The sequence below is a fragment of the Pseudomonas sp. TWP3-2 genome, assembly GCF_049897765.1.
In the GTDB taxonomy this organism is placed as follows: Bacteria; Pseudomonadota; Gammaproteobacteria; order Pseudomonadales; family Pseudomonadaceae; genus Aquipseudomonas.
The window spans coordinates 127,726-151,350 of record NZ_JAFCWW010000005.1; the positions used below are offsets into that span (position 1 = coordinate 127,726).

General features: G+C 59.8%; 19 protein-coding genes. 7 read left to right on the plus strand and 12 right to left on the minus strand.

The annotated features are described in order from the left end of the window. Nucleotides 1–2: 2 nt before the first annotated feature. The 5 genes from ACP7EE_RS10070 (at nucleotide 3) to ltrA (ending at nucleotide 6,345) form a co-directional block, all read left to right on the plus strand. On the plus strand, nucleotides 3–869 hold the full coding sequence (locus ACP7EE_RS10070) for a cell division protein FtsQ/DivIB (protein WP_420650855.1): 867 nt from the start codon (nucleotides 3–5) through the stop codon (nucleotides 867–869). Between the two features lie 15 nt (nucleotides 870–884). Then, a complete protein-coding gene (ftsA, locus tag ACP7EE_RS10075) occupies nucleotides 885–2,147 on the plus strand; it encodes a cell division protein FtsA (protein ID WP_420650856.1) in 1,263 nt (420 codons plus the stop codon). A 75-nt stretch (nucleotides 2,148–2,222) separates the two neighbouring features. After that, complete coding sequence (gene ftsZ, locus ACP7EE_RS10080; protein ID WP_201146599.1) at nucleotides 2,223–3,419, plus strand: cell division protein FtsZ; 1,197 nt, start codon at nucleotides 2,223–2,225, stop codon at nucleotides 3,417–3,419. A gap of 112 nt (nucleotides 3,420–3,531) precedes the next feature. Further along, nucleotides 3,532–4,443, plus strand: coding sequence for a UDP-3-O-acyl-N-acetylglucosamine deacetylase (gene lpxC, locus ACP7EE_RS10085; protein WP_019693551.1), 912 nt, complete (start codon nucleotides 3,532–3,534; stop codon nucleotides 4,441–4,443). Between the two features lie 480 nt (nucleotides 4,444–4,923). After that, nucleotides 4,924–6,345 carry a group II intron reverse transcriptase/maturase gene (gene ltrA, locus ACP7EE_RS10090; RefSeq protein WP_426206972.1) on the plus strand — a complete coding sequence of 474 codons (1,422 nt, stop codon included), beginning with the start codon at nucleotides 4,924–4,926 and terminating at the stop codon, nucleotides 6,343–6,345. A gap of 164 nt (nucleotides 6,346–6,509) precedes the next feature. Here ltrA and ACP7EE_RS10095 read toward each other — a convergent pair whose 3' ends face one another. The 7 genes from ACP7EE_RS10095 to ACP7EE_RS10125 all read right to left on the minus strand — a co-directional run bounded on the left by ACP7EE_RS10095 (nucleotide 6,510) and on the right by ACP7EE_RS10125 (nucleotide 16,561). Continuing rightward, nucleotides 6,510–8,012, minus strand: coding sequence for a sensor domain-containing diguanylate cyclase (locus ACP7EE_RS10095; protein WP_426234393.1), 1,503 nt, complete (start codon nucleotides 8,010–8,012; stop codon nucleotides 6,510–6,512). 214 nt (nucleotides 8,013–8,226) lie between these two features. Further along, the gene (locus ACP7EE_RS10100; RefSeq protein ID WP_426234394.1) at nucleotides 8,227–9,543 is read right to left on the minus strand and encodes an OprD family porin; all 1,317 of its coding nucleotides are present in this window, start codon (nucleotides 9,541–9,543) and stop codon (nucleotides 8,227–8,229) included. Between the two features lie 194 nt (nucleotides 9,544–9,737). Next, nucleotides 9,738–9,962: a hypothetical protein gene (locus ACP7EE_RS10105; RefSeq protein ID WP_426234395.1), complete on the minus strand. Its 225-nt coding sequence runs from the start codon at nucleotides 9,960–9,962 to the stop codon at nucleotides 9,738–9,740. Between the two features lie 299 nt (nucleotides 9,963–10,261). Then, the gene (locus ACP7EE_RS10110; protein ID WP_426234396.1) at nucleotides 10,262–11,626 is read right to left on the minus strand and encodes a heavy metal sensor histidine kinase; all 1,365 of its coding nucleotides are present in this window, start codon (nucleotides 11,624–11,626) and stop codon (nucleotides 10,262–10,264) included. After that, entirely contained in the window at nucleotides 11,616–12,293 is a 678-nt protein-coding gene (locus ACP7EE_RS10115; protein WP_090180292.1) for a heavy metal response regulator transcription factor, read from the minus strand. Before ACP7EE_RS10115 ends, ACP7EE_RS10110 begins: the two co-directional genes overlap by 11 nt. A 9-nt stretch (nucleotides 12,294–12,302) precedes the next feature. Beyond that, nucleotides 12,303–15,404 (minus strand): multidrug efflux RND transporter permease subunit, encoded by a 3,102-nt coding sequence (locus ACP7EE_RS10120; protein WP_426234397.1) that lies wholly within the window; start codon nucleotides 15,402–15,404, stop codon nucleotides 12,303–12,305. Then, nucleotides 15,401–16,561: an efflux RND transporter periplasmic adaptor subunit gene (locus tag ACP7EE_RS10125; protein WP_426234398.1), complete on the minus strand. Its 1,161-nt coding sequence runs from the start codon at nucleotides 16,559–16,561 to the stop codon at nucleotides 15,401–15,403. Before ACP7EE_RS10125 ends, ACP7EE_RS10120 begins: the two co-directional genes overlap by 4 nt. 743 nt (nucleotides 16,562–17,304) lie before the next feature. Between ACP7EE_RS10125 and ACP7EE_RS10130 the strand changes: the two genes are divergently transcribed. After that, complete coding sequence (locus tag ACP7EE_RS10130; RefSeq protein ID WP_426205786.1) at nucleotides 17,305–17,532, plus strand: hypothetical protein; 228 nt, start codon at nucleotides 17,305–17,307, stop codon at nucleotides 17,530–17,532. Nucleotides 17,533–17,536: 4 nt separating this feature from the next. Here the strand turns inward: ACP7EE_RS10130 and ACP7EE_RS10135 are convergent, their stop codons facing one another. The 5 genes from ACP7EE_RS10135 to norR form a co-directional block, all read right to left on the minus strand. After that, a complete protein-coding gene (locus tag ACP7EE_RS10135; RefSeq protein WP_426205787.1) occupies nucleotides 17,537–18,286 on the minus strand; it encodes a YkgJ family cysteine cluster protein in 750 nt (249 codons plus the stop codon). Nucleotides 18,287–18,373: 87 nt separating this feature from the next. Further along, nucleotides 18,374–18,697, minus strand: a complete 324-nt coding sequence (locus ACP7EE_RS10140; RefSeq protein WP_426234399.1) for a hypothetical protein — start codon at nucleotides 18,695–18,697, stop codon at nucleotides 18,374–18,376. A 55-nt stretch (nucleotides 18,698–18,752) separates the two neighbouring features. Beyond that, nucleotides 18,753–19,211: a GNAT family N-acetyltransferase gene (locus ACP7EE_RS10145; protein ID WP_426234521.1), complete on the minus strand. Its 459-nt coding sequence runs from the start codon at nucleotides 19,209–19,211 to the stop codon at nucleotides 18,753–18,755. A 27-nt stretch (nucleotides 19,212–19,238) separates the two neighbouring features. Next, nucleotides 19,239–20,141: a chemotaxis protein CheV gene (locus tag ACP7EE_RS10150; protein WP_420650868.1), complete on the minus strand. Its 903-nt coding sequence runs from the start codon at nucleotides 20,139–20,141 to the stop codon at nucleotides 19,239–19,241. A gap of 327 nt (nucleotides 20,142–20,468) precedes the next feature. Beyond that, nucleotides 20,469–22,025 carry a nitric oxide reductase transcriptional regulator NorR gene (norR, locus tag ACP7EE_RS10155; RefSeq protein ID WP_426234400.1) on the minus strand — a complete coding sequence of 519 codons (1,557 nt, stop codon included), beginning with the start codon at nucleotides 22,023–22,025 and terminating at the stop codon, nucleotides 20,469–20,471. A 163-nt stretch (nucleotides 22,026–22,188) separates the two neighbouring features. On the opposite strand from norR, the gene hmpA reads away from it, so the two are divergent. Then, nucleotides 22,189–23,370 (plus strand): NO-inducible flavohemoprotein, encoded by a 1,182-nt coding sequence (gene hmpA, locus ACP7EE_RS10160; protein WP_426234401.1) that lies wholly within the window; start codon nucleotides 22,189–22,191, stop codon nucleotides 23,368–23,370. Nucleotides 23,371–23,625 lie beyond the last annotated feature (255 nt).

A 23,625-nucleotide genomic window follows, 5' to 3' on the forward strand; every position in this document is an offset into this window, starting at 1 on the left:
CCATGCAAGGCGCACAGCTCAGACATCAGCCACCCGCTCCCGGCCGCAAGCCGGTGCCGCGGGGTGCCAGCCGAATGGTGGCCAAAGAGCCGATGTCCGCGCGCCTGCCGAAAACCAATTTCAGCTTTCTGAAAGGGCTGTTCTGGCCGGTGCTGCTGGTGGCTTTGGGTTTCGGCACCTACGAAGGCGCACAGCGGCTGTTGCCGTACGCCGACCGGCCGATCACCAAGATCGCGGTGCAGGGCGACCTGAGCTACATCAGCCAGCAAGCGGTGCAACAGCGAATCGCCCCGTTCGTGACGTCGAGCTTCTTCACCATCGACCTGGCGAGCATGCGCGCCGAGCTTGAGCAGATGCCATGGATTGCCCACGCCGAAGTCCGTCGCGTGTGGCCGGACCAGGTGGTGATCCGCCTCGAAGAGCAACTGCCGGTGGCCCGTTGGGGCGACGAGTCTTTGCTGAACAACCAGGGCCAGGCGTTTACGCCCAAGGAACTGGCGAACTACGAACACCTGCCACAACTGTTCGGCCCGCAGCGTGCCCAGCAGCAAGTGATGCAGCAATACCAGGTGCTGAGCCAGATGCTCCGGCCATTGGGCTTCTCGATTGCGCGCCTCGAGCTGCGTGAACGTGGCAGCTGGTTCCTGACCACCGGCGCCGGCAGTGCCGGTCCGGGCATCGAGCTGCTGCTGGGACGCGGCGCTTTGGTCGAGAAGATGCGCCGCTTCATTGCCATCTATGACAAGACGCTCAAAGAACAGATTACGAACATTGCGCGCATCGATCTGCGCTACGCCAACGGCCTCGCCGTTGGCTGGCGGGAACCAGTAGCGCCGACGACAGCCCAACCCGCTGTCGCAAAGAATTAAGAAGAGGCAGGACCCATGGCAAACGTGCAAAGCGGCAAAATGATCGTCGGTCTCGATATCGGCACCTCCAAAGTGGTGGCGCTGGTCGGCGAGGTCGCGGACGACGGCACGCTGGAAATCGTCGGGATCGGTACGCATCCGTCCCGCGGCCTGAAGAAAGGCGTGGTGGTGAACATCGAGTCCACCGTGCAATCGATTCAGCGCGCTATCGAAGAAGCGCAGCTGATGGCCGGTTGCCGGATTCACTCGGCGTTCGTCGGCGTGGCCGGCAATCACATCCGCAGCCTGAACTCCCACGGCATCGTGGCGATTCGTGATCGTGAAGTCAGCTCGGCTGACCTTGAGCGCGTACTCGACGCCGCTCAAGCCGTGGCGATTCCGGCTGACCAGCGTGTCTTGCACACCCTGCCGCAGGATTACGTGATCGATAACCAGGAAGGCGTTCGCGAGCCACTGGGCATGTCCGGCGTACGCCTGGAAGCCAAGGTTCACGTGGTCACCTGCGCCGTCAACGCCGCACAGAACATTGAAAAATGCGTGCGTCGCTGCGGTCTGGAAATCGACGACATCATTCTTGAGCAGCTTGCTTCCGCGTATTCGGTACTGACCGACGACGAGAAAGAACTGGGCGTGTGCCTGGTCGACATCGGCGGCGGCACCACCGACATCGCGATCTTCACCGAAGGCGCAATTCGCCACACGGCGGTGATCCCGATTGCCGGTGATCAGGTGACCAACGACATCGCCATGGCGTTGCGTACGCCGACCCAGTACGCCGAAGAAATCAAGATTCGCTACGCCTGCGCTCTGGCCAAACTGGCCGGTGCCGGTGAAACCATCAAAGTGCCAAGCGTTGGCGACCGTCCACCGCGCGAACTGTCGCGTCAGGCCTTGGCCGAAGTGGTCGAGCCGCGCTACGACGAACTGTTCACACTGATTCAGGCTGAACTGCGTCGCAGCGGCTACGAAGACCTGATCCCGGCCGGCATCGTCCTGACCGGTGGTACGTCGAAGATGGAAGGCGCCGTTGAACTGGCTGAAGAAATTTTCCACATGCCGGTACGCCTCGGTGTGCCGCACGGCGTGAAAGGTCTGGATGACGTGGTGCGTAACCCGATCTATTCGACCGGCGTTGGCCTGTTGATGTACGGCCTGCAAAAGCAGTCCGACGGGATTTCGTTCTCGGGCATCGGCAGCCGCGACTACGGCAACAGCAATGAAGAACCGAAAGCCGCTCTGCTCGATCGCATCAAGAGCTGGGTACAAGGCAATTTCTAAAGATTTACCGCGACACCGCTACACCGCAACAAACGCAGTAGGCGAAAAAAACTAGAGAATGTAAGGAGAGGGAAAATGTTCGAACTCGTAGACAACATCCCCGCAAGCCCGGTAATCAAAGTTATCGGTGTCGGCGGTGGCGGCGGCAACGCTGTCAACCACATGGTCAAGAGCAACATCGAAGGCGTTGAATTCATCTGCGCCAACACTGATGCTCAAGCGCTGAAAAACATCGGCGCGCGTACCATTCTGCAACTGGGCACCGGCGTGACCAAAGGTCTGGGCGCCGGCGCCAACCCTGAAGTAGGTCGTCAGGCCGCTCTCGAAGACCGTGAGCGCATTGCCGAAGTCCTGCAGGGCACCAACATGGTGTTCATCACCACTGGCATGGGCGGCGGTACCGGTACCGGTGCTGCACCGATCATCGCCGAAGTGGCCAAGGAAATGGGCATTCTCACCGTTGCGGTGGTGACTCGTCCGTTCCCGTTCGAAGGCCGCAAGCGTATGCAGATCGCCGATGAAGGCATCCGCATGCTCTCGGAAAGCGTCGACTCGTTGATCACTATTCCCAACGAGAAGCTGCTGACCATCCTCGGTAAAGACGCCAGCCTGCTGTCGGCTTTCGCCAAGGCTGACGATGTACTGGCCGGTGCCGTTCGCGGTATCTCCGACATCATCAAACGTCCGGGCATGATCAACGTCGACTTTGCCGACGTGCGTACCGTGATGAGCGAAATGGGCATGGCGATGATGGGCACTGGCTGCGCCAGCGGTCCGAACCGTGCACGTGAAGCTACCGAAGCAGCAATCCGTAACCCGCTGCTGGAAGACGTGAACCTGCAAGGCGCACGCGGCATCCTGGTGAACATCACCGCCGGTCCTGACCTGTCTCTGGGTGAGTACTCCGACGTGGGTAGCATCATCGAAGCCTTCGCTTCCGAGCACGCGATGGTCAAGGTCGGTACCGTTATCGATCCGGACATGCGCGACGAACTGCACGTAACCGTGGTTGCCACCGGTCTGGGCGCGAAAATCGAGAAGCCTGTGAAGGTCATCGACAACACCGTTCATACCTCGATGGCTGCATCGCAGGTGCAACAACCGGCCGCCGCCCGTCAGGAAGCGCCTGCGGTGAACTACCGTGATCTGGACCGTCCGACCGTCATGCGCAACCAGGCTCAGGCCGGTGCTGCGACTGCCGCGAAGATGAATCCGCAAGATGACCTGGACTACCTGGACATCCCGGCTTTCCTGCGTCGTCAGGCCGATTGATGGAATGTATCAGGGCTATGAAGGTGATTGGTGTTCAGCAAAGGCATGGTCTGCTATCATCGCCAGCCTTTGTTGATACCAGTTCGCAATTTGCGCTGAAGCGGCCCAAGCCATGATTAAACAACGCACACTGAAAAATATTATCCGTGCCACAGGTGTAGGCCTGCACTCGGGGGAGAAGGTCTACCTGACCCTCAAGCCTGCGCCTGTCGACACTGGCATTGTGTTTTGTCGCGCTGACCTCGACCCTGTGGTGCAGATTCCTGCCCGCGCGGAAAACGTCGGTGAAACCACTATGTCGACCACGCTGGTTAACGGCGACGTCAAAGTGGACACGGTAGAGCACTTGCTCTCGGCCATGGCTGGCCTGGGCATCGATAACGCCTACGTCGAGCTCTCCGCGTCCGAAGTCCCGATCATGGATGGCAGCGCTGGACCTTTCGTATTCCTGATTCAATCGGCAGGCCTGGAAGAACAGGACGCCGCCAAGAAATTCATCCGCATCCTGCGTGAAGTGACAGTGGAAGATGGCGACAAGCGCGCCACTTTCGTGCCTTTCGAAGGGTTCAAGGTGAGCTTCGAGATCGATTTCGATCACCCGGTTTTCCGGGACCGCACCCAAAGTGCAAGCGTGGATTTTTCCAGCACTTCGTTCGTAAAAGAAGTCAGCCGCGCACGTACTTTCGGTTTCATGAGTGATATCGAGTACCTGCGCAAGCACAACCTCGCACTCGGCGGCAGCGTTGAAAACGCGATCGTGGTTGATGCCGATGGCGTACTGAACGAAGACGGCCTTCGCTATGAAGACGAATTCGTGAAGCACAAGATCCTCGATGCAATTGGCGATCTGTACCTGCTGGGCAATAGCCTTATTGGTGAGTTCAAGGGCTTCAAGTCCGGCCACGCACTGAACAACCAGCTACTGCGCAAGTTGATTGAGCAGAAAGATGCCTGGGAAGTCGTGACGTTTGAAGACGCCAGTGCTGCACCAATCTCTTACATGCGCCCTGTTGCGGCCGTGTAAGTAAAAAACCTCTCTAGTTTTTTGAAGGCCACCCTCGGGTGGCCTTTTTTTATGTGCGCCAGGCATGGCGCGTTGCGCGCAAGCGCAACCAGCTTGGCTGTGGTGGCCTCGCTGGTGACTTGGAGGTGAAAGTCCTCTACACACCCGGCAAGGGGAAGTGTTAGCCAGAGGCAAGGGTGTCGCGGGTGACCGCGAATCTGAAGGAAGCCCGAGGCAAAATGCTGGCCTGACGAACAGCAAGCGGATAGAGGCGGCGCAGCGGGGTAAAGGGGCGTGTTTCCCTAAAGCCCAATACTTGCACGGGACGCTGCGACGTAGATCCGACAGGCATAAGCAGGAAGGTCGCGCGAATTACCCTGGGAGATCTGCACGTTTGCCACAGTGCTACCGAGCGTCGAGAGGCGACGGGATGAACGTGCAGAAGTCAGCCGAGGCCGTAGTAAGTGGCGAATAACCCCGTCACCAAGGGCCGAACAAGTTATGCCGCCAGTAGGCGTCAAAGTCTCGTTGAATACCGAAATGCAGAAATTTCTCCAAGAGAAGACTGTTACTCCGAGTCCCGGACAGTATCCGAGGATGACGGCTGACAGCGCACAGGTATCGGCGGCGTCTGTGACGTGGACGAACGCGGAGCCGGACACGCTGATGGAGCGGGTGCTTGCACCGGCCAACCTTAGGCGTGCGTATCAACGTGTGGTCAGCAACAAGGGCGCACCGGGTGCCGATGGCATGACGGTCGACGACTTGGCGGACTACGTGAAACAGTATTGGCCGACCCTCAAGGTGAGGTTGCTGGCCGGCGAGTATCACCCGCAGGGTGTACGCGCCGTTGACATCCCCAAACCCAAAGGCGGAACACGGCAACTGGGTATTCCCAGCGTCGTGGATCGCTTGATCCAACAGGCACTGCTGCAACAGCTCACGCCAATCTTCGATCCTCTGTTCTCGGACTACAGCTACGGCTTTCGTCCGGGTAGAAGCGCTCACCAAGCCATCGAAACCGCTCGCGACCACGTGGCAGCGGGTCACCGCTGGTGCGTGGAGCTTGATCTGGAGAAGTTCTTTGATCGGGTCAACCACGATGTCCTGATGGCCTGCGTGGCGCGTCAAATCGAAGACAAGCGTGTGCTCGCGCTGATCCGTCGTTACCTCGAAGCGGGAACGATGTCGGGCGGACTCGTCAGCCGACGGCAGGAAGGGACGCCGCAAGGCGGCCCGCTCTCGCCGTTGCTGTCGAACATCCTGCTCAACGAACTCGACCGCGAACTGGAACGGCGAGGCCATCGCTTCGTGCGTTATGCCGACGACGCGAACATCTATGTGCGCAGTCAGCGAGCTGGCACGCGGGTGATGGCCGGTGTTGAGCGTTTCCTGAATCAGCGCCTGAAACTGACGCTGAACCGGGAAAAGAGCCACGTAGCACGGCCTTGGGTCTGCGACTATCTGGGTTATGGGATGAGCAGGCATCAGCAACCGAGGCTGAGAGTGGCGACGATGAGTCTGGGTCGCTTGCACGACCGGTTAAGAGACCTGCTGCGCGGGGCGCGGGGCCACAAGATGGCGAATGTCATCGAACGGATAAACCCTGTGCTGCGCGGGTGGGCAGGCTACTTCAAGCTCAGTCAGAGCAAACGGCCACTTGAGGAAATTGACGGCTGGGTGCGGCGTAAACTTCGCTGCGTCGTCTGGCGTCAATGGAAGCGGCCCTCAACGAGGGCACGTAACTTGAAGCGCCTGGGGCTTAGCGAAGCTCGCGCCTGCAAATCAGCCTTCAATGGCCGAGGCCCATGGTGGAGCTCGGGAGCATCTCATATGAATCAGGCGCTGCCGAAGAAGCTATGGGATCAACTTGGGTTGGTCTCGGTACTGGATACGATAAACCGGCTTAGCCGCATAGCTTGAACCGCCGTATACGGATCCGTACGTACGGTGGTGTGAGAGGACGGCGGATGTAAATCCGCCTCCTACTCGATCCCTTAGAGTCAAAAGATCGCAGCCTTCGGCAGCTCCTACATTGAAAATGCGTTCCTCTGTAGGAGCTGCCGAAGGCTGCGATCTTTTGACTTTCAAGACGCCACGACAACCCGATTACGCCCACCTTCCTTGGCTTGATACAGCGCTTTGTCCGCCGTAAACAACAACTGCTCCAGACTCATCTCGCTCGCTGCCGTCCAGGTGCTGATGCCGATACTCACGGTCATCGGCCTATCGGCGCCATTCACACGGGGCAACTGTTCGACCGCCGTTCGAATCTTCTCGGCAATCAGTTGCGACCCGGCACTGTCGGTTTCGGCCAGAATCACCGAGAACTCTTCCCCGCCATATCGCGCCACCAGATCCGCCGGGCGCCGCACGTTGGCGCTGATCACCTTGGCCAATTCGCGCAACGCCTGATCCCCGGCCTGATGCCCGTGCTGATCGTTGAACGCCTTGAAGTGATCGGCATCGATCATCATCACTGACAACGCTTTGCCCGAACGCTGGGCGCGGAACCATTCATGGCGCAGGGATTGATCGAGCATCCGGCGGTTGGCCACGCCGGTCAGCGCATCGGTTGCGGCCAGTTGCGCGAGTTCGTGTTCGGCACGTTGCCGCAGGCGCAGTTCGCGGGCGAGCAACCAGGTCAGCCATAACAGCCCGATACACAGCACGCCGGTAGCGCCGCTGATGACTATCGCGGTGCGCCGCCAGGCCGCGAACACCTCGTTACTGGAAACGGCAACAATCACCGTCAACGGCAAATTGCCAACCCGCGAATAAGTGTAAAGCCGCTTCTGATGATCGATGCTCGACACACTGCTGAAACTGCCGTTGCCCTCGCGCAAAATGCGCACGACGTTGGGGCGGGAGGCGAAGCTTTTACCGATCGAGTCGCTTTGCAGATAGGGCTTTTGCGCCAGCAGTACGCCGTCGTTGTTGATAATGTTCAGCGTGCTGTCACTACCGATGTCGAGGCTGTTGAACAGTTGATCGAAGTAGTCGAGCTTCATCGACGCCACGGCCACGCCCATGAATTCGCCGGTGTCTGAGGAGATGCGCCGGCTGAAGCTGATCCGCCACTGGTTCGCCTCGTCGCAGTCGCAACGGGTCTTGAACGGACGGCTGATGAACATGCCGACATCGCGGTTGAAGGCATGCGCGAGAAAGTACTCGCGGTCGGCGAAGTTACCCGGCTTCGGCTCGATCCGGGAAGAGTCGGCCAACACATCACCATGCTTGTCGAGCAGCAGGATGTCGCCTTTGAAGCGCGCAGTGGTCGAACGGTCGAACAGCGCCAGATGGCGGATCTGCGGCGACACGCTTTGCAAATCATCGCGCTGGGCGGCGGCGATCAGGCCTTGCAGGGTCAGGTCGTAGAGCTCGACGGTGCGCAGCACATCGGCGTCGATCAGTTGCGCGACGGTGGTGGCGCTACGGGTGGCCGACTCCTGAGCATTGGCATGCTCACGAATCAGCAGGAAAGTGACAATGCACACAATCGCGATCACCGTCAGCAGGCTGCCGGAAATCAACAGCAGCTCGGGACGTCCGGTTTTGCCCGAAACGGGTGGGGTGCGGCTGGCGATCATGGTCGGGGGTATCAATGGAGGATTGGTATAAGCGTAGTTGGATGAGACCAGCCTGTCTGTGGAACGTTGTTGTGGCGAGGGAGCTTGCTCCCGCTGGGGCGCGAAGCGGCCCCGCTCTTTAATCAAGAGCAGGGCCTGCTGCGCAGCCCAGCGGGAGCAAGCTCCCTCGCCACAAGGTCAATGTGAAGTTGACCCATTCACGGTAGAGCCGATCTTAGAAGACGTTGATCGGGTAGTCGATGACCACACGGTACTCATCTGTATCGGTATCAATCGCGCCGTAGCCGTTGCCGCCACGGTTGGAGGCCCATTGCAGGCGTACCGCGAGGTCTTTGGCCTGGCCGCTTTGCACCACGTATTTGAGATCGATGTCGCGCTCCCAGTGCTTGGCGTTGCGGCCTTCGGCGCTGTACCAGTTGGAGTAGCCCTTGCTGTCCGGGTCGGCTTTGGTCAGGTCGACAGTACCGCGCGAATAGGACACACCCGAAGTCAGGCCCGGCACGCCCACGCCGGCGAAGTCATAGGCGTACTTGAGCTTCCACGACCGCTCGTTGGGGCCGTTGAAGTCCGAGTATTGCTGAGAGTTGTCGAGGTAAACGCTGTCGCCTTGGCTGATGTAGTCGAACGGCGTGTTGCCGTTAACGCGCTGATACGCCGCAGTAACACTGTGATTGCCCACGCCGACGGTGAAATGCAGGCTGTAGGTGTTGTTGTCGATGTTGCCCAGCAGCGCATCGCCGGTGTCTTGCGTGTGATAGAAATGCAGACCCGGGTTGAGGCTGACCAGATCGTTCAACGCCCAGGTGTAATCCAGGTCGTAGTAGTACTGGTTCCAGATGTCCTTCAGCTCGGAGGCGTACAGGCTGCTGGTCAGGCCTTCGACACCGCTCCAGGCGACGCCGGCCCAGTTCAGGTGCTGGCTCTCGTCACCGTCGGCCAACGTGCCGTAGGACGTGCCGATGCGTTGGTGGCCGCTCTGGTTATACGGCTTGTTGAAACTCGCCTGGCCGCCCTCGATCAACCAGCCGTCGAAACTGTGGTTGGTCAGGCTCACGCCACGGAAAGTCTGCGGCAGCATGCGCGAGTCACCGCCGGCAATTACCGGGTTGGTGAGGAACAGGTCGCCGGCCTTCAATTCAGTATCGAACGCACGCATTTTCAAGGTGCCGCCAGCGGTGGAGAACGAATGCGGCGCTTTGCCGTTGCCATCGCTGATCGGCAGGATGCTCGAACCGTCGGTGCCGCCACCGCCATCAAGCTTCAACCCGAGCATGGCGTGAGCATCGATGCCGAAACCGACTGTGCCTTCGGTATAGCCGGACTGGAAAATCCCGAGGAAGCCCTGGCCCCACTCGATATTGTCGTCGGCTTGCTGCAACCGATTGCGGTTCATGTAGTAGTTGCGGGCGTTGAGGTTGAGGCTCGAACCTTCGACGAAGCCTTCTTTCTGTGGCTCCTCGGCGTGAACGGAGGGCGCCATCGTTGCGGCGATTGCAATGAACAACGGGGTAAAGCGGACTGGGTAACGCACGTGCGGTAAAGCTCCTTGGGTCAACTTACACATCATTATTTTCAACAGCGGGATGTTTCCAATTGTAAGAGACGAACCTGAACGCTTTCAGACCACAACGAAAAAAGGCCGCTGAACATCAGCGGCCTGGAATGACGACGGTTGAACGGGAAGAGCCAAACAACCGCGTCGAGGGAAACGGTGCGCTGTGCGACTCAGCTGTCTGCGCCGGAAGCCGATGGAGCCTCGGAAGTGGCAGCCTGCGGGGCTTGCGTAGCGTCTTTGGCCTTGGCCATCATTTCTGCCTGATGCTGGTCATACGCTTGGGCGCGGGCGGAGTTCTGCGCGACGAAGGCGTGGGACTCTTCAGCCATCGCGATTGGCGAGAGGAACAATGAGGACAAAACGAAAGCGCTGGCAATACCCATACTGTTGGACATCTGGAAAACCTTCTTGCTTGGCAAGTGCTGTTTGGTGCGGGCAAAGATAAGGTTGTGGAGCGCCCGGAAACAGCGTGATTTTCATAAATGACTGTTACAGCAAAAGCAAAGATCACCCCCTCACCCCAGCCCTCTCCCCCAAGGGGGCGAGGGGGAAAGGGAGCCGATCTTCATGCTTTTCAAGCCTGAGTTCGACTCGATAGTTCAGGTCGATGAATGTCGAAAGTGCGGCGCGGTCAGTCCCCTCTACCTCTGGGAGAGGGCTAGGGTGAGGGCATTGGATCGAAAGCCATGCGCGATCAAACCGGCAAATAAATCCCGAACGTATTCATCCCCCGATCACTGCGCACAAACACATCCCCACCATGCATCAGCGCAATCGCCTTGACGATCGCCAACCCCAACCCATGGTTATTGCCGCTGTTGCTGCGCGATGCATCGACCCGGTAGAAACGCTCAAACAACCGAGGCAGATGCTCACTGGCAATCGGCAACCCCGGATTGGCCACCCCGATACTCACCTGATGTTCCTCAACCGTGATCTGCACCTCGATCACCTGTCCCGGCGCGGTATGTTGCACCGCGTTGCTCAACAAATTGATCAACGCGCGGCGCAGATGCGCGATTTCGATTTGCACCTGCGCATCACCGCTGACCTGCACCTGCACCTGCGCGTCTTCAAGAATGAAATCCAGATATTCGAGGGTCGTCGCCACTTCATCGGCCAGCGAGGTGGAGGTCAGTTTGGTGGCCTTGCTGCCCTGATCGGCGCTGGCCAGGAACAGCATGTCGTTGATGATCGAACGCAGCCGTTCGAGTTCTTCGAGATTGGATTGCAGCACTTCAAAGTAGTGTTCGGCGGAGCGGCCACGGGTAAGCGCAACTTGAGTCTGACCGATCAGATTGGTCAGCGGCGAGCGCAGTTCATGGGCAACGTCGGCGTTGAACGATTCCAGCCGCGAATAAGCTTGTTCAACGCGTTCCAGCGTCGAGTTGAACGAGTCGACAAACTGTTCCAGTTCCGGCGGCAGCGGCGACAAACGCAAACGCCCCGCACGCAATGGCGGTGCCAGACGCTGCGCTTCCTGCGAGAGTTTGATCAACGGTTTCAAGCCGATCCGCGCTACCCAATAGCCCAGCGCCGACGCCAGCAACACACCGATCACCGCCAGACTGATCAACGCGATCAACAACTGGTGCTGAGTCTGGTGAAAAGTATCGGTTTCGATGCCGATCATGAAGCGCAGCGGCGGGCGCTGATCCTTGGCCGGGAATTGGCTGACCAGCACCTTCAGCGGGTAGGGCTGACCGGGCAATTGCAGATCGCGCCGGCCCAGCGGGCCGTTGGCGAAGGCGCGGATCTGCGGCGTGAGGTCACCATATTCGTACTGCGCATCGCCGCTGACGATCCAGAAGCGGATGCGTTTGTCTTCCTCGCCCAGCAGCTTGAGTTTGTTGTTGATCTTCACCCAATGCTCGGGTGTGCCGAAGCGCCCGACCGTGGATTCGAGCACGCTGTAACGCGCATCGAGCTCGGCTTCCGGCAACAGCCCCAAACCTTTGTCGACCTGCTGATACAACGCGCCGCCGATCAACATAAACACCAGCAGCGCCACCAGCGTGAACATCCCGCTCAGGCGCAGGGCAATCGAATTACTGGACACCACGGCTCTCCAGCACATAACCCATACCCCGGATGGTGTGCAGCAGTTTCTCGTCGAACGGCCCGTCGAGCTTGGCCCGCAGGCGCTTGATCGCGACTTCGACAACGTTGGCGTCGCTGTCGAAATTGATGTCCCAGACCATTTCGGCAATCGCGGTTTTCGAGAGGATTTCGCCTTGGCGTCGCGCCAGCACGCTGAGCAGTGAAAACTCTTTCGCGGTCAGGTCCAGTCGAGTACCGGCGCGGGTTGCCTTGCGGCTGATCAAATCTATCCACAGGTCGGCGATGCTCACTTGCACCGGTTCGTGCCCGCCGCTGCGCCGCGTGAGTGCTTGCAGACGCGCCACCAATTCGAGGAAGGAAAACGGCTTGCCGAGGTAATCGTCGGCGCCGTCGCGCAAGCCTTTGATTCGGTCTTCCACCCGCTCGCGGGCGGTGAGCATGATCACCGGCGTTTGCTTGCGCGCCCGCAATGCGCGCAACACGCCGAAGCCGTCGAGGCCCGGCAGCATCACGTCGAGGACGATCACCGCGTAATCGCTTTCCAGCGCCAGATGCAGGCCCTCGATACCGTCGCGGGCCAGATCCACGGTGTAACCCTGTTCCGTCAGACCACGATGCAGATAGTCCGCGGTTTTTTCTTCGTCTTCGATAATCAGGACGCGCATGACCCCGCCTCAGTCTGTGGTCGCCAGCGCCGGTACGGGCGCGGCTTTGGGTCTATGGAAAAGTCGCTCAAGCCACAAGTATATGACCGGTGTGGTGAACAGCGTCAGCGCCTGACTGACCAACAATCCGCCAACCACCGCAATGCCCAGCGGCTGGCGCAGTTCAGCGCCAGGCCCGTAGCCGAACATCAACGGCAGAGCGCCGAGGAGGGCGGCGAGGGTGGTCATGATGATCGGTCGGAATCGCGTGAGGCACGCTTCAAAAATGGCATCCTGCGGTGACATGCCGCGCTCGCGCTGAGCTTCGAGGGCGAAGTCGATCATCAGGATGCCGTTCTTCTTGACGATGCCGATCAACAGCACCAGCCCGATCAACGCCATGATCGAAAAATCCTGGCCGCAAATCCACAGCATGATTACTGCGCCGAGTCCCGCTGCCGGTAGCGTCGAGATGATGGTCAGCGGATGGACGAAGCTTTCATAAAGCACGCCGAGAATGATGTACACCGCCACCAGTGCGGCGAGAATCAGCCACGGCTGACTTTTCAGCGAACTCTGAAACGCCTGCGCTGCGCCCTGGAAATTGCCGCTGATCGCGGTCGGCATGCCGATTTCGGCCTTGGCCTGATTGAGCAAAATCACCGCATCGCCCAACGCGACACCGGGCGCGAGGTTGAACGACATGTTGGCTGCCGGGAACATGCCGTCATGCGCGATGGACAATGGGCCGATGGTCGGTGCATCGAACCTGGCCAGCGCCGACAGCGGCACCATTTCCCCGCTGAGCGGCGAGCGCAGGTAGAAATAATTCAGGCTTTCGGCCTTGCCGCGCTGTTTGGTGTCCAGCTCCAGTATCACGTTGTACTGGTTGACCTGGGTCTGGAATTCATTGATCTGCCGCTGGCCGAACGCATCGTAGAGCGCCTCATCGACATCACTTGCGGTCAGGCCGAAACGCGCGGCGGCACTGCGGTCGATGCTGATGTGGGTGATGCTGCCGCCCAGTTGCAGGTCGTTGGAAATGTCGCGGAACGCCGGGTTGCTGCGCAGCTTTTCGGTCAGGCGCTGGGTCCAGGTGGCGAGGGTCGGGCCGTCGTTGCTCTTGAGCACATATTGATATTGCGCACGGCTTGGGCCGGAGCTGAGGTTGATGTCCTGACCCGCGCGCAGATAGAGCACGATGCCTGGGACTTTCATCAGTTGCGGACGAATCCGGTCGATGAACTGGCTGGCGGATACATCGCGGTCGCCGCGTTTTTTCAGGGCGATCCAGAAACGGCCGTTGGCGATGGTCTGGTTGCTGCCTGACACGCCAACCGAATGCGAGAACGCTTGCACCGCCGGATCAGCGGCGACGATTTCGGCCATGGCCAAGTGTTTTTTCACCATGTCGCCGTAGGAAATGTCCGCAGCGGCTTCGGTGGTGCCGAGTACAAAACCCGTGTCCTGCACCGGGAAGAAACCCTTGGGGATAAGCACATAACCGCCGATCGCCAGCGCCACCGACAAACCGAACACGCCGATCATCAATGTCTGATGGGCGAGGGCGCGGCGCAGGCCTCTTTCGTACCAGCCGAGCAGGCGTTCACTGAAACCTGGTTTGGCGCGAGCGTGATGCACCGGTTTGCGCATGAACAGCGCGGCGAGAGTAGGCGCCAAGGTCAGCGACACCACCACTGAAATCAGAATCGTCGAAGTGGCGGTCAGGGCGAATTCCTTGAACAAACGCCCGACCACGCCGCCCATGAACAGCAGCGGAATAAACGCCGCCACCAGCGAGAAACTGATCGAGACCACGGTGAAGCCAATCTCGCCGGCCCCCTTGATCGCCGCCTCGCGCATGTCGTCGCCGGCCTCCAGATGACGGTGGATGTTTTCCACCACCACGATCGCATCGTCGACCACAAACCCCACCGCAACCACGATGGCCACCAGCGTCAGATTGTTGAGGCTGAAACCCAGCAGGTACATCAACGCGAAACTCGCGGTCAGCGACACACCGAGCACCGCCGACACAATCATCGTCGCCGACAACTGACGCAGGAACAGCGCCATCACCGCCACCACCAGCAGCACCGCAATCAGCAGGGTGATTTCCACTTCATGTAATGAGGCGCGGATGGTCTGGGTCCGGTCGATCAGCACTTTGACCTGTACCGAGGCCGGTAGCATGGCTTCCAGGCCGGGCAGGGCGGCTTGAATCCGGTCGACGGTCTCGACGATGTTGGCGCCCGGCTGACGCGAGATCACCAGATTGACCCCCGGTTGATCGCCGGCCCACGCTTGCACGTAGGCATCTTCCGAACCGTTGACGACTTTCGCGACATCCCTGAGATGAACCGGGGCGCCATCCTTGTAGGAAACGATCAGTTGGCTGTATTCCTCGGGGTGGAACAACTGGTCGTTGGTCGACAGCGTGGAAATGCTCGACTCGCCGTACAACGCACCTTTGGCGAGGTTGAGGCTGGTCTGCTGGATTGCCACGCGAATGTCAGCGAGGGTCAGGCCGATGGCGGCCAGTTTGTCCGCCGAGGCCTGCACGCGGATCGCCGGACGTTGCTGACCGGTGATGTTGATTTGGCCTACGCCGTCGATCTGACTGATCTGACGGGCGAGCAGGGTTTCCACCAGATCGCTGAGTTCGGTACCGGGCATCAACGTTGAGCTGATGCTGAGGATCAGCACCGGGCTGTCGGCCGGGTTGACCTTCTTCCATGTGGGCAGGGTCGGCATGTCTTTCGGCAGTTTGCCGGCGGCGGTGTTGATCGCGGCCTGCACTTCCTGTGCGGCGGTGTCGATGCTCTTGTCGAGAGAGAACTGCAGCGTCAGCAGGGTTGAGCCCAAGGCACTGCTGGAGGTCATTTGGCTCATGCCGGGAATGGCGCTGAATTGCACCTCAAGCGGCGTGGCCACCGACGAGGCCATGGTGTCGGGACTGGCGCCGGGCAACTGTGCCGAAACCTGGATCGTAGGAAATTCCGCTTCCGGCAGTGGGGCAATCGGCAAGCGCGGGAAGGCAATGATGCCTACCAGCACCAGTGCGATGGTCAGCAAAATGGTCGCCACCGGGTGGTCGATGCACCAGGTCGAGATCCCTTTGTGCTGCTTCATGGTTTCGGCTCCGCTTGCACCACTTGCGGCGGCTCGGTCATGACTTGCACGGTCGAACCGGGCTTGAGCCGTGACTGGCCGTCGCTGACCAATACGTCGCCGGGGTTCACGCCTTTGATGATGTCCTGACCGCTACCTTGGTAAACCATCTGCACTTGCACCGCTTCGACCTTGTCACCGTTGACCCGGTACACGAAGTGTTGATCGAGGCCACGTTGTACGACGGTGGGCGGCACTACCAGCGCATCTTTATCCAGCGCTGTCTGAATTTTTACCGTCACCAGCAGGCCGGGCCAGAGTTTCTGGTTCGGATTGTTGAATTCGGCCTTGGCGCGGATGGTGCCGGTGTTGGCGTTGATCTGGTTGTCGATCAGGGTCAGATGACCTTCGCCGAGCAGGTTGGCGGTTTCGCCATCGGTGTCGGCACCGATGTAAGCCTTGACCTGCGCGCGCTGTGGATCGCCGATCAGGCCTTGCAGGGTTGGCAGCATTTGCTGTGGCAGCGAGAACTCGACGGCGATCGGATCGATCTGAGTCACGCTGAACAGGCCTTGCGCGTCGGTCATGCGTAGGAAGTTGCCCTCGTCGACGGTACGAATCCCGACCCGACCGCTGACCGGGGAGCGGATCTGCGTGTAGGAAAGCTGTACTTGGGCGGCGTCAATCGAGGCCTGATTGCCTTGGGCGGTGGCTTTGAGCTGGTTGACCAGGGCTTGTTGCTGGTCGTAGGTCTGTTTCGATATGCCGTCGTCGACGCTGAGCAGTTTGTAGCGCTTGAGGTTGACCTGAGCGACTTGCAGTTGTGCCTGACTTTCGCCGAGTTGCGCGCGGGTCTGGTCAAGGCTGGCGCGGATCGAGCGGTCGTCGATGGTGGCTAGCAGGTCACCCTGTTTAACCAGCTGGCCTTCTTTGACGAGGATTTTGGTGAGGATGCCGTCGACTTGTGGGCGTACCACGACGCTGTGCAGGGACAGGACCGAGCCGATGCCGCTGGTGTAGCGGGGGACGTCTTTTTCACTGACGCTGATGACTCGCACCGGGATTGCTGTGGGCGCTGCCAGTTTGGTTGGGGCGGGTTTCAGGGTGAGCCATAGGGCCCCGGCTGCGATGGCGATCAACAGGGTGGCGAGCAGGGCTTTGGTTTTTTGGATTTGCATGCTGTTGGGCGCCAGGGGACGGAGTTTGGGCGGGATGGTTCTTTATAAACTTGTTTGGGGGTCGGGAGGGTGACGGCTGGCTGTCCTGGCTGTCAGTTTGGGCTTTTGGTTCTGGGGGCATATCCGTTGCTGCGGTTGTTGCGGGTTATGGTTCCGCCCTGACGGCGGGTCACCTTTTCCAAACGCCGAAAAGGTAACCCAAAAGGCTTTACCCTGACGTTCGGCCCGCTCGCTTAGGCTCGGGGTTCCTTCGCTCCGGGGTTCATCCGGGGGCATCGCCTCCGGTTTGCTGCGCTGCACCTCCTCTCGATGTGTTCGACTGCGTCGAACGGCGCTACGCGCCTACCCCGAATGAACCCCTCCACTCAGCCTGCCGATGGGCGCTTGAGATCAAGAGCTGCACTCGAGCTAACGCTCATTGTGTTGAGTGGTGAAGAGCAGGGCGGGCGGGGGGCTGCTTGCTTTTCTGTGGGAGCTGGCTTGCCAGCGATGGCGGCCTGACAGCCGACCAATATCTAACTGAATGCACCCAAGTCCAAACTGTGTGAGCTAGCCTGCTAGCGATAAGGCCCGCCCGGTCACTCGGAATGTTTCAGCGAATGATGGATTGTTCCACTAGTCGCGCAGTCCCAAAAAGGGACCGGTCGTTCCCTTTTTGGGACTCTAAATTTCGCGCGCGCAGGTATACTGCGCGCTTTCGCGGCTCACCTACCGGGCCCGACTTTTTGCTTCCCGGAGCTTTCATGACTTCCCCAATCGACGACGCCGTGAGCGATGTCCCGGCCGAGCTGACCGAAACCAGCGCAACCAAACCGGTAATCCCGGCTTTCAAGTTCCCGTTCAAACCGGGCGAGTTAGCGGCAGCCAAAGCCGCTAAGCAGGAGCCTTTCAAGGGCAAGGACGGTGACCGTCACGCCAAGATTCCGGGTGTGGCGCCATCGGGCACCCGTCGTTCGATGGGCAAGCGCTGATTGATCATCCCGCTCGTAGCGAGATGAAGGCGTAGATCTGCGCAGGTTCGGTCACGACTTGCGCGCCCGCCGCCAGGAGTTGTCCGGCAATATCTTCGCCGGACACATGGAATTGCCATTCGCTGTTCGCAGCAGCAACTGGCAGTGCCGTGACCTGATCAATCACCGAAGCAAACGCAGCCATATCCGGCAGATACGCAGTAAACCCATCGCCCTTGAGCGCCGTAGTCCGAATCCCCAGCGCCTGGCAGATCAAGTCCTTGATCTGAATGTCATCGCGATCCGCCTGACGCGAACGCTCGATCAATCGCACAAGCTCCTGATCCACCAACTCGCCGCCAACAATCAACTCCGGCCCCTGTTCCCAGGACTCCGGCGGGCAATCCTTGGCAGCGGGGTTGAGCGGGATGTGCGGATTGATTTCCGCAGGATAAATGCGACACACCAGCGGCCGACGTTCGTAGATTCGGCACAGCTTGTCTTCGTCAAGATTCCGGCAGGGGCCAACGTTGTAGGCGGCGAAGGTGATCGCAACGTGCGCGTCTGAAGCGCCGCTGCGTACGACCTGTGAACGGCGTTCGGCGTGTTCGCGCTGCGCTGCGGGCAGGCCGAGGCCGTTGCTGAGGAAGGCTTCGACCAGCACGATCACCTGGCCGCCGTCGTTGGCCCACATGCGCGCTTCGGCCAGGGTCAGCGGAACGTGGTGATCGGTGCAGCATTTGCCGCAGCCTACGCAGGAAAACGTCGTATTCATTGAGCGATCAATCTTCAACCGATGTGTGAATCGGCGACATTAAGTCGCCGTACAGACGCGGGTTGAAGCAAGTTGTGCGCCACTCGTTCAAGGCTTGGCGGTGGGCCGGATCGAGTCCCACTCGGTGACGTATGCGGTTTTGCTTTTTTTGTTGTACAGACACAGCTCGCTGCCTTGCTGGCCCTTCATGTGTTTTTGCGGGTATTGCCCTTGCAGCAACAGGGCGGTGTAGCCGACGCGGTCATCGAATTGCGCAGCGTTGCCGACTGGTTTGGCGTTTTTCAAACCGCTGGCCTTGGTGCAACTGGCGAGCACGGCTTTGTCGTAGGCGGCCCAGGCGTCGGGGCTTGAGGCGTGGGCCAGTGGGGCGAGGGCGGTGAGGCAGAACAGGCTGAGGGCAATTGTTTTCATGGTGGGCATCCTTGGTAATGGCCAAGGTTGGAGTCTATCGCGGGTGTTTAGTTTTTCACTCCGGCACCAATTCGCGGCGGACTACGTACATCCCGGCACCTTCATACAGGCTTTGTGCCCGTCGGTTGTCTTCCAGTACCTTCAGATCAACAAAGCCTTCGCGCCGTTGCTGAAATGTCCTGAACGCATGCAGCAGCAATAATCTGCCCAATCCCCGGCCCTGAGCCCGGGGATGCACCACCAGATTCTTGATATACGAACTGGTCCAGCACTGCGCCACGCCGACAATTCCCTCGGCATCGCGAGCGATGAAACATAACGTCGGATCATATTCAGGATCGCGTTCAAAGCGCTGCTGCCACACATCCAGCGCCGGCACCCGACCGCCGCCTTCGCGGTAGCCAAGCTCCATCAAGCTGTGCACGGCTGGCGCCAGTTCGGCGCGGTAGGTGCTGAGTTCAAACTCTTCAGGCCAGTCGATGACGGGCACGTCCTTAACAAGGTCGCGCCGCATCAAAAAGCAGAACGTCTCGGCCACAACTCAGTGACCTTGGGCGGCGACGTATTTGGCCGCTTCGATCAGGCAATGGGTCAGTTCCGGCGAGGAGAACTTGGTCAGCACGCCATTGGCGCCGGCCAGTCGCGCCTTTTCACCGTTCATCGCGCTGTCCAGCGAGGTGTGCAGCAGCACGTAAAGGTGGGCGAAATCCGGGGTTTCGCGCAGAGTGCGGGTGAAGGCGTAGCCGTCCATTTCGGACATTTCGATGTCGGAGACGATCAGATTGATCTGCTGCGCGGTGCCTTGCAGGTCGAGCAGGCAGTCGATGGCTTCCTTGGCACTGCGCGCCGTGTGGCATTGCAGGCCGAGGTTGCGCAGGGTGTGGACTGATTGCTGCAGCGCCACCTGGCTGTCATCGACCACCAGAATCCGCGCGTTGCCGAGCACATCGGCGTCTTCCATGCTCAGATCGGTCGGGGCCATTTCAATTTGCGCCGGCGCGATGCTGTGGATGACTTTTTCGATATCCAGCACTTGTACCAGCGTACCGTCGACCGAGGTCACGCCAGTGATGTAAGCGCGTGAACCGCCGGAGCCGAACGGCGGCGGTTTGATGTCGGTGGTCAGGCAATGCACGATCTTGCTCACGGCCTGCACGTGCAGACCCTGCTTCGATCGGCTGACATCGGTGACGATCAGGCAGCCACCGTTGGGATCTTCCAGCGGCCGCTCGCCAATCGCCCGGCTCAGGTCGATGACCGACAGCGCCGCGCCGCGCAGGGTGGCGATGCCTTTGACGTGCGGGTGCGACTCCGGCAGCTTGGTCAGCGGCGGGCAGGGAATGATTTCACTGACTTTAAGCAGGTTGATCGCCATCAGCTTGCCGCTGCGCAAGGTAAACAGCAGAAGCGAAAGTGAATCTGCGCGGGCTTTGGTGGAGGACATAAAAACCTTCTGTGGAAAAGGTGATGGGCGAGGGTGGGAATCGCCAGAAACTATTGATGCCGGGTTATCGGCGTTAAAGGGTTGGGCTTTAGGTCGGTCGTCGGCTGACGCTCAGATCCTAAGCCCCTCACCCCAGCCCTCTCCCGGAGGGAGAGGGGGCTGACCGAGGTGTTTTGCGTCATACATCGACCTGAAGAACCGAGCCGATTATGGATTCGGGGAAGCAAGATCAGGTCGGCGAATATCTCCAGCATCCCGCAATCAGTCCCCTCTCCCTCCGGGCGGTCCGACGTTTCGGGAGGGTTAGGGTGAGGGGCTCTTTGGCTTTTAGCTTTTCATCCCAAGCCGCTTGGCCATCCGCCCCAGATTCGCCCGATCCAGCCCCAGCTCCCGCGCCGCGCTCGCCCAGTTATCCTGATTACGCTCCAGCGCCGCCGCGATCAAGCGTCGTTGATACTCCTCAGTCGCGGCGCGCAAATCCCCGCCAATCAATGGCCCCTTGGCAATCGAACTCGCTGCCTGCGGCAAGTTATCCACAACCTCACGTGGCAGATCCAGATCCGCCGCGCTCAAGCTGAGAATCTTCGGCCGCACCTTGCAGTTACCCAGCGCTTTTAAAGCACTGCGCCCGATCAAGTGTTCCAGTTCGCGCACATTGCCCGGCCAGGTGTAGGCCAGCAGCGCTTCCTGGGCATCGCTGTTCAGTCGCAGACTGTTCAGGCCCATGCGCGAGCGGTTCTGTTCGAGAAAAAAACCGCTGAGCAACAACACATCACGACCACGATCACGCAATGCCGGCACCCGCAGCGGATACACGCTTAAACGATGATAGAAGTCGGCGCGGTAACGCCCGCTGCGCACTTCCTCGGCCAGATCGCGGTTGGTCGCGGCGATCAGGCGCACGTCGACTTGATGCTCCTTGTCCGAACCCAAACGCTGCAATTGCCCGCTCTGCAACACGCGCAACAGCTTGGCCTGCACCGTCAGGGACAACTCGCCGACTTCATCGAGAAACAGCGTGCCGCCGTTCGCCAGTTCGAACTTGCCGCGCCGGTCGCTGGTGGCGCCGGTGAAGGCGCCGCGTACATGGCCGAACAGTTCGCTTTCAACCAAGGTATCCGGCAGCGCGGCGCAATTGAGGCTGATGATCGGTTTGTCGGCGCGCTGGGAGGCGGCGTGAATCGCCTGGGCCACCAATTCTTTGCCGACTCCGGTTTCACCGGTGATCAGCACGGTCAGGTCACTGCCGCCGACCAGATTGATTTCTTCCACGAGTTTTTTGTGAGTCTTGCTCTGGCCGATCATTTCGCGGTTCTGCTGGCCGCTGGCCTGACGGTAGACCTCGGCGCGCTGATGTTCGTCTTCGGCGCGGGTGGCCAGCCGTTGAATGCGTTCGGCCGCGTTGACCGTCGCCGAGGCGAGGCTGGCGAAGGCTTGCAAGGCGTCGAGTTCGATCGGCTCAAAGCGCTCCGGGTCGAGCGCATCAAGGGTGATCAGGCCCCAGAGTTTTTCATCGACGAACAATGGGCAGCCGAGGCAGTCGTGGACTTCGAGATGATCGTCGAGACCATCGACCAGTCCGTCATACGGATCAGGCAAGTCGCTGTCGGCGGCGAAGCGCGTCGGCCCAATGCCGGCCAGCAGCACTTCGAAGCGCGGATGCTCGCTGACCTTGAACCGCCGACCGAGGGTGTCAGTGCTCAAGCCGTCCACCGCCAGTGGCACCAGCGATTCGCCGTCGAGGCGCAATAGCGCGGCGGCGTCGCATGGCAACAAGGCGCGCATGGCTTCGAGCAGACGTCGATAGCGCTCACCCTCCGGCAATTCGCGGGACAGGTCGGAGACCAGGGGGAGCAGCGCGGTAAGCAGCGATTTGGCGGACATGGTTTTGTAGTCAAAGAGACAAGATGTAGTCCGAACGACTATACGAGGGTCTGCGTCGATATGACTACTTAAAATTTAAGCCATTGATATTAATCAATAAATTAGTTGGCACGAAAACTGGAATACATACGGTAACTTTCAAGATAGCTCAGGAGTCACCCTTATGCTTAGCGCCCAGGATCGTGCCATCGTCAAATCCACCGTGCCCCTGCTGGAAAGCGGCGGTGAAGCGTTGATCACGCACTTCTATCGCATGATGCTCTCGGAATACCCGGAAGTCCGTCCGCTGTTCAACCAGGCGCACCAAGCCAGCGGCGACCAGCCTCGGGCCTTGGCCAACGGTGTGTTGATGTACGCCCGTCACATTGATCAGCTCGACCAACTGGGCGATCTGGTGGCGAAGATCATCAACAAGCACGTAGCCCTGCAGATCCTGCCGGAACATTACCCGATCGTCGGCACCTGCCTGTTGCGTGCCATCTCCGAAGTGCTCGGCGATGAAATCGCCACCCCGGAAGTGATGAGCGCCTGGGGCGCGGCTTACGGGCAACTGGCGGACATTCTGATCGGTGCCGAAACCGCCATCTACGACCAGAAGGAACACGCAGTCGGCGGCTGGCGCGGGGCGCGGGAGTTCATCGTGGCGGACAAGGTTGAAGAGAGCGCGGAGATCACCTCGTTCTACTTCGAACCAGCCGACAAAGGTCCGATCCTCGCCGCCGAGCCAGGTCAGTACATCGGCATGAAACTCACCCTCGACGGTGAAGAAATCCGCCGCAACTATTCGCTGTCGGCACTGGCTGATAAGGGGCAGTACCGCATCAGCGTCAAACGCGAACCGAACGGTCGTGCGTCGAATCACTTGCACGATCAACTGCACGTCGGCGCTACTATTCAACTGTTTCCGCCATCGGGCGAGTTCACTTTGACTGCCAGCGACAAGCCGCTGGTGCTGATCAGTGGCGGCGTCGGTATCACGCCGACCCTGGCGATGCTCGAAGCAGCGCTGCAAACCGAACGTCCGGTGCATTTCATCCACTGCGCGCGCAATGGCAGCGTGCATGCCTTCCGCGACTGGGTCGATGGTCTGGCCGAGCGTCATCCGCAACTCAAGCGTTTTTACTGCTATGCCGAAGATGATGGCGTAAGCCCGGCGGCGGACAAGGTCGGCATGTTGAGTCAGGAGCAACTGGGCGAGTGGCTGCCGGAACAGCGCGACGTGGATGCCTACTTCCTTGGGCCGAAGGGTTTCATGGGCGCGATCAAGCGTCACCTGAAAGCGCTGGGAGTGCCGGAGAAACAGAGCCGTTACGAGTTCTTCGGCCCGGCTTCTGCTTTGGAATAACCTTAGAGACCGAGTCGTCTGCATCGCGGGCAAGCCCGGCTCCCACAGGTTCGGCGGCGATCACATATTTTGTGTGCGCCACAAATCGTGTGGGAGCCGGGCTTGCCCGCGATTGCCGTTATGCGGTCTAGATTCATGAAAGTGTTCAGAGGTTAATGGTTCCTTAACCGCTTTATCGTTTATTCCCCCGATGCTGCGTGGCGTCGTGCCCCGCGTGTAGACTTGCGACAACTTTCAGCCGCTCGCCGGCTGAAC

Excerpts from the sequence above, each read along its gene's own strand:
- ACP7EE_RS10070 (WP_420650855.1), top strand. The coding sequence starts at position 3 with ATGCAAGGCGCACAGCTCAGACATCAGCCACCCGCTCCCGGCCGCAAG.
- ftsA (WP_420650856.1), top strand. The coding sequence starts at position 885 with ATGGCAAACGTGCAAAGCGGCAAAATGATCGTCGGTCTCGATATCGGC.
- ftsZ (WP_201146599.1), top strand. The coding sequence starts at position 2,223 with ATGTTCGAACTCGTAGACAACATCCCCGCAAGCCCGGTAATCAAAGTT.
- lpxC (WP_019693551.1), top strand. The coding sequence starts at position 3,532 with ATGATTAAACAACGCACACTGAAAAATATTATCCGTGCCACAGGTGTA.
- ltrA (WP_426206972.1), top strand. The coding sequence starts at position 4,924 with ATGCCGCCAGTAGGCGTCAAAGTCTCGTTGAATACCGAAATGCAGAAA.
- ACP7EE_RS10095 (WP_426234393.1), bottom strand. The coding sequence starts at position 8,012 with ATGATCGCCAGCCGCACCCCACCCGTTTCGGGCAAAACCGGACGTCCC.
- ACP7EE_RS10105 (WP_426234395.1), bottom strand. The coding sequence starts at position 9,962 with ATGTCCAACAGTATGGGTATTGCCAGCGCTTTCGTTTTGTCCTCATTG.
- ACP7EE_RS10115 (WP_090180292.1), bottom strand. The coding sequence starts at position 12,293 with ATGCGCGTCCTGATTATCGAAGACGAAGAAAAAACCGCGGACTATCTG.
- ACP7EE_RS10120 (WP_426234397.1), bottom strand. The coding sequence starts at position 15,404 with ATGAAGCAGCACAAAGGGATCTCGACCTGGTGCATCGACCACCCGGTG.
- ACP7EE_RS10125 (WP_426234398.1), bottom strand. The coding sequence starts at position 16,561 with ATGCAAATCCAAAAAACCAAAGCCCTGCTCGCCACCCTGTTGATCGCC.
- ACP7EE_RS10130 (WP_426205786.1), top strand. The coding sequence starts at position 17,305 with ATGACTTCCCCAATCGACGACGCCGTGAGCGATGTCCCGGCCGAGCTG.
- ACP7EE_RS10135 (WP_426205787.1), bottom strand. The coding sequence starts at position 18,286 with ATGAATACGACGTTTTCCTGCGTAGGCTGCGGCAAATGCTGCACCGAT.
- ACP7EE_RS10140 (WP_426234399.1), bottom strand. The coding sequence starts at position 18,697 with ATGAAAACAATTGCCCTCAGCCTGTTCTGCCTCACCGCCCTCGCCCCA.
- ACP7EE_RS10145 (WP_426234521.1), bottom strand. The coding sequence starts at position 19,211 with ATGCGGCGCGACCTTGTTAAGGACGTGCCCGTCATCGACTGGCCTGAA.
- ACP7EE_RS10150 (WP_420650868.1), bottom strand. The coding sequence starts at position 20,141 with ATGTCCTCCACCAAAGCCCGCGCAGATTCACTTTCGCTTCTGCTGTTT.
- norR (WP_426234400.1), bottom strand. The coding sequence starts at position 22,025 with ATGTCCGCCAAATCGCTGCTTACCGCGCTGCTCCCCCTGGTCTCCGAC.
- hmpA (WP_426234401.1), top strand. The coding sequence starts at position 22,189 with ATGCTTAGCGCCCAGGATCGTGCCATCGTCAAATCCACCGTGCCCCTG.